At 73.4% G+C, this 5,051-nt stretch carries 4 protein-coding genes and 2 pseudogenes; 3 read left to right on the forward strand and 3 right to left on the reverse strand.

Annotated features, from left to right (window positions below; genetic code table 11):
* Positions 1 to 462: pseudogene (locus tag EYA84_RS26055) on the reverse strand (A/G-specific adenine glycosylase); the annotation flags it as partial.
* Between the two features lie 97 nt (positions 463 to 559).
* On the opposite strand from EYA84_RS26055, the gene EYA84_RS26060 reads away from it, so the two are divergent.
* From EYA84_RS26060 to EYA84_RS26070, 3 genes are all read left to right on the forward strand, one after another.
* Entirely contained in the window at positions 560 to 1,072 is a 513-nt protein-coding gene (locus EYA84_RS26060; protein ID WP_131056257.1) for a glycine cleavage system protein R, read from the forward strand.
* Between the two features lie 23 nt (positions 1,073 to 1,095).
* Positions 1,096 to 1,656 carry a peptide deformylase gene (locus EYA84_RS26065; protein ID WP_131056263.1) on the forward strand — a complete coding sequence of 187 codons (561 nt, stop codon included), beginning with the start codon at positions 1,096 to 1,098 and terminating at the stop codon, positions 1,654 to 1,656.
* A 147-nt stretch (positions 1,657 to 1,803) separates the two neighbouring features.
* The gene (locus tag EYA84_RS26070; protein ID WP_131056259.1) at positions 1,804 to 2,535 is read left to right on the forward strand and encodes a hypothetical protein; all 732 of its coding nucleotides are present in this window, start codon (positions 1,804 to 1,806) and stop codon (positions 2,533 to 2,535) included.
* A gap of 39 nt (positions 2,536 to 2,574) precedes the next feature.
* On the opposite strand, the gene disA is transcribed toward EYA84_RS26070, so the two are convergent.
* Positions 2,575 to 3,753, reverse strand: a complete 1,179-nt coding sequence (gene disA, locus EYA84_RS26075) for a DNA integrity scanning diadenylate cyclase DisA (RefSeq protein WP_131056261.1) — start codon at positions 3,751 to 3,753, stop codon at positions 2,575 to 2,577.
* Positions 3,754 to 3,854: 101 nt separating this feature from the next.
* A pseudogene (gene radA, locus EYA84_RS26080) lies at positions 3,855 to 5,030 on the reverse strand (DNA repair protein RadA); the annotation flags it as partial.
* Positions 5,031 to 5,051 lie beyond the last annotated feature (21 nt).

Below are 5,051 nucleotides of genomic sequence, written 5' to 3' on the forward strand. Positions count from 1 at the left end.
GTCCGGCTCCCCGGAGATCGCGCGGCAGACCACCCGCCGCACGTTGGTGTCGACCACCGGATGCCGCTGCCCGTACGCGAAGGCCGCCACCGCCCGCGCCGTGTACGTGCCGACCCCGGGCAGGGCGAGCAACTGCTCCAGTTGATCAGGGACCTGGCCGCCGTGCCGCTCCACGACGGCGACCGCGCACTCCCGCAGCCGGACCGCCCGGCGGGGGTAGCCGAGCCGCCCCCACATCCGGATCGCCTCGGCCGGGGTGTCCTGCGCCAGTGCCGCCGGAGTGGGCCAGCGTGCCAGCCACGCCTCCCATGCGGGCAGTACCCGGACCACCGGGGTCTGCTGGAGCATGACCTCGCTGACCAGGATGGCCCACGGGCTGACGTCGGGATGGCGCCACGGCAGGTCCCGCGCGTTGCGCTCGTACCACCGGCTCACCTGGCCGGCGAAGGTGGTTTCTGTCATCGCGTCGCCGATCATGCCACGGGTGCCGGATTCCGCCGACTGGACGGTCCGGGCGGGCCGCCACCGTCGGCGGACGTGGATCGGGGAGAATGCCCGGATGAACGAGCTCGCGATCACCGTCATCGGCCGGGACCGACCCGGCATCGTGGCCGACGTCGCCGAGGTGCTGGCCCGACTCGGGGCGAACCTCACCGACAGCACCATGACCCGGCTGCGCGGACACTTCGCGATGACCCTCATCTGTGTGGGCCCGGCCGCCGCCGAGGTGGAGGCCGCGTTGGTCACGCTGACCGCCGACGGTCAACTGCTGGCCACCGTACGCGAGGTGACGCCCGACGGGGAGACGGCTCCGGCCGGCGAGCCGTACGTGGTGGCGGTGCACGGGGCGGACCGGATGGGCATCGTGGCCGCGATGACCCGGGTGCTGACCGAGGCCGGCGGTAACGTCACCGACCTGAGTACCCGGTTGGTGGGGTCGCTCTACGTGGTGGTGGCGGAGGTCGAGGTGCCCCCGGGCGCGGCCGAGCCGCTCGCCGCCCGGCTGGCCGAGGCCGCCACGAATCTCGGTGTCGACGTCACTCTCCGTCCCGCCGAACCGGATCTGCTGTGAGCGGCGACGCGGGTACGCCGGACCTGACCGCCGAGGCGTACGCCGGGCTGGGGGAGTGGACGCCCGAGTCCCTGGGCACCGGCGCGGTGCTGCCGGTGGTCTCCGCCCCGCACACGGTGCTCAGCCGGGCCGGCGCGGAGGTCGACCCCACCGCCGAGGAGACCGTCCGGCTGGCGGCCGACCTGATCGCCACCATGCGGGTCTCGCCCGGCTGCGTCGGCCTGGCCGCACCGCAGGTGGGGGTGGGGGCACACGTGTTCGCGGTCAACGTGACGGGCCATTCCAAGGCGGTCACGGTGCACGGCACGTTCGCGCTCTGCAACGCCCGGGTGGTCGAGGCGACCCGGTGGAAGGCGGGCCGGGAGGGGTGCATGTCGGTGCCGGACCTGACCGGTGACGTCAAGCGCGCCAGCCGGCTCGTGGTCGAGGGGACGCTGCCGGGCAGCGGCGAGCTGGTTCGCCTGGTCACCGACGGTTTCGAGGCGCGGGCCCTGCAACACGAGATCGACCACTGCGCCGGGCTGTTGTTCCTGGACCGGGTGGCCGGCGCGCACGCGATCTACCAACGCAAGGTGTATCTCTGACCGAGGGCGGGTCGATACGGTGAGTGACGAATCGGCGCTGCCGACGCCCCGCACCGTCGTGAATGGAGGGTGGGTTCCGATGGGTCCGGTCGACCCCGGCGCGTCGCTACCGTCCGTCGCGTGCGACGCCGCTACGGTGGGGGCATCATGCGTCTGACGGTCGGCCCCCTGTCTCCCGCGGTGTACTGGCGGCGTCGTGCCGTCGTGCTCGGCGCGGTCCTGCTCCTGCTGGTTGTCGTGCTCTACTCCTGCAACGGGCAGAGCAGCGAGCCCGGTGCGACCGGCGACGGTCAGCCCGATCCCGGGGTGTCGACCGGCGCGCCGGAGCCGACCGGGTCGGTGTTGACCCCGGAGACCGGCTCGCCTCCGTCAGGCGACGCCGGGACCGGCCCGACGGCGCCCTCCGGTGATCCGGCGACCAGTCCGTCGACCGAGCCGTCGCTCAGTAACGACCCGCCGGTCAACAACACCTCGACCGATGACGGAACCTGCACCGACAGTGAGATCGTGGTGACCGCCCAGGCCCTGCCCGGCGAGGTGGTGCGCGGCGCCGCCGTCGATCTGCATCTGAAGATCCGCAACCGGTCGGAGCGGACGTGCAGCCGGGACGTCGGCGCGGACGCGCAGGAGATCTTCATCAAGTCCGGCGCCGAGGTGGTCTGGTCCTCGGACACCTGCGGTGCCGCCTCCGGGTCGGACACGCAGTCCTTCACGCCGGGCTTCGAGCGCTCCTACCAGGTCGGCTGGAACGGCAAGGACAGCAGCCGGTGCGCCGAGGGAGTGGCGAACGGCCCGGTCGTGCAGGCCGGGACGTACGAGGTCTTCGCGCGGGTGGGGACCCGGCTGAGCCAGCCGGCCAAGATCCGTCTGACGGGCTGACCGGGCGGGACCGGGCCGGGCCGGTGATCGCGGCCCGGGTCAGACGTAGCGTTCCAGGATGGACGCCTCGGCGAGCCGGGAGAGCCCCTCGCGTACGCCCCGGGCCCGCGCGTCGCCGACGCCCTCGACGGCCTGGAGGTCCTCGACCGTCGCGCCGAGCAGCCGCTGGAGGCTGCCGAAGTGCAGCACCAGCCGGTCCACCACCGCCACCGGCAGTCGGGGCACCTTGGCCAGCAGCCGGAAGCCGCGCGGGCTGACCGCTGCCTCCAGCGCGTCGGACGCGGCCGGGTAACCGATCGCCTTGGCGACGGAGACCAGGTCGATCAGCTCGGTGGCGCTGAGCAGGTCCAGCTCGACCAGGGCCTCGTCGAGGGTGCGGGGCTTACGGCCGGTGGGCAGGTAGTCCCGGATGACCAGGGTGCGGTCGGCGTCCACGCCGGCCATCAGCTCGTCGAGTTGCAGGGCGAGCAGTCGGCCGTCGGTGCCCAGCTCGACCACGTAGCCGGCGATCTCGTCGGCGATCCGGCGGACCATCTCCAGCCGCTGCACCACGGCGACCGCGTCCCGGACGGTGACCAGGTCCTCGATCTCCAGCGCGGAGAGGGTGCCGGAGACCTCGTCCAGCCGGAGCTTGTAGCGCTCCAGGGTGGCCAGCGCCTGGTTGGCCCGGGACAGGATGGCCGCCGAGTCGTCCAGCACGTGCCGCTGGCCGTTGACGTAGAGGCTGATGATCCGCATCGACTGGCTGACCGAGATCACCGGGTAGCCCGTCTGCCGGGCGACCCGCTCGGCGGTGCGGTGCCGGGTGCCCGACTCCTCGGTCGGGATCGTCGGGTCGGGCATCAGGTGCACCGCGGCCCGGACGATGCGGGTGCCGTCGCTGGAGAGCACCACCGCGCCGTCCATCTTGCACAGCTCACGGACCCGGGTCGCGGAGAACTCGACGTCCAGCGGGAAACCGCCGGTGCACAGACCCTCGACCACCTTGTCGTACCCGAGGACGATCAGTGCGCCGGTGCGACCGCGCAGGATGCGCTCCAGGCCGTCGCGAAGCGCGGTGCCCGGTGCCATCAGCGCCAGATTCGCGCGCAGCGGGTCGCCGACGCTGCCGCCTCCGGTCACGCTGACGCTGATCGGACGAGCGGGCGAGCCCACGGCACCGGTGCGGGCGTGGGGTGTCGCGCCGGCAGGCTTGGTGGCTTCGCGGTCGATCGGCACGGGCACAGTCTACGGACTGCCCTGCGGTGGGTGCTCCCGTGGTTACTGGGATGTGTCACGATTCGGCCCGTGCCGTCCGTCCCGTCCGTCGGAGACGCGGCTCACTCCGCCGAGGCCCGGGCCGCGGCCTGCAACGCCGCCCGGACGTCGCCCACCTCCACCACCCGCATCTGCTCCGGGCCGGCGCCGGTGCTCGCGGGGCCGCAACCGGGCGGCACGAGGGCCAGCCGGAACCCGAGCCGGGCCGCCTCGGACAGCCGGCGCGGCACCGCTCCCACCCGGCGGACCTCGCCGGTCAGGCCGACCTCGCCGATCGCCACCAGGTGCGGCGCGATCGCCAGGTTCAGGCCGCCGGAGGCGACCGCGAGCGCGACCGCCAGGTCCGCCGCCGGCTCCACCACCCGGATGCCGCCGACGGTGGCCGCGAAGACCTCCCGGTCGTGCAGGGTGAGTCGCTCGGTGCGGCGCTGGAGCACCGCCAGCACCATCGCCAGCCGGGCCGAGTCCAGCCCGGAGACGGTACGCCGGGGCGAACCGGCCACGGCGGCACCGATCAACGCCTGCACCTCCGTCACCAGTGCCCGGCGTCCCTCCATCGCCACCGTCACGCAGGTGCCCGGCACCGGCTCGCTGTAGCGGGTAAGGAACAGCCCGGACGGGTCGGCGAGGCTGCTGATGCCGCCCTCGTGCATCTCGAAGCAGCCCACCTCGTCGGCGGCGCCGAACCGGTTCTTGACGCCGCGCACCATCCGCAGCGAGGAGTGCTTGTCGCCCTCGAAGTGCAGCACCACGTCGACCAGGTGCTCCAACACCCGGGGACCCGCCACCTGCCCGTCCTTGGTCACGTGCCCCACCAGCACGGTCGCGATGCCGCGCTCCTTGGCGACCGCCACCAGTGCGGCGGTGACCGCCCGCACCTGGGTCACCCCGCCCGGCACGCCCTCGGTGCCGGTGGTGGAGATGGTCTGGACCGAGTCGAGCACCAGCAGGCCCGGCTTGACCGCGTCGAGGTGGCCGAGCACCGCCGCGAGGTCGCTCTCGGCGGCGAGGTAGAGCTGGTCGTGCAGGGTGCCCATGCGTTCGGCCCGCAGGCGCACCTGGCTGACCGACTCCTCGCCGCTGACCACCAGCGAGGGGCTGCCCGCGCCGACGGCCCACTGCTGGGCCACGTCGAGCAGCAGGGTGGACTTGCCGACCCCGGGCTCACCGGCGAGCAGCACCACCGCCCCGGGCACCAGCCCGCCGCCGAGCACCCGGTCCAGCTCACTGACGCCGGTGGCTGGCTCTTATACACATCG

It is taken from the genome of Verrucosispora sp. SN26_14.1 (genome assembly GCF_004307965.1).
Classification (GTDB): Bacteria; Actinomycetota; Actinomycetes; order Mycobacteriales; family Micromonosporaceae; genus Micromonospora.

Excerpts from the sequence above, each read along its gene's own strand:
- EYA84_RS26060 (WP_131056257.1), top strand. The coding sequence starts at position 560 with ATGAACGAGCTCGCGATCACCGTCATCGGCCGGGACCGACCCGGCATC.
- EYA84_RS26070 (WP_131056259.1), top strand. The coding sequence starts at position 1,804 with ATGCGTCTGACGGTCGGCCCCCTGTCTCCCGCGGTGTACTGGCGGCGT.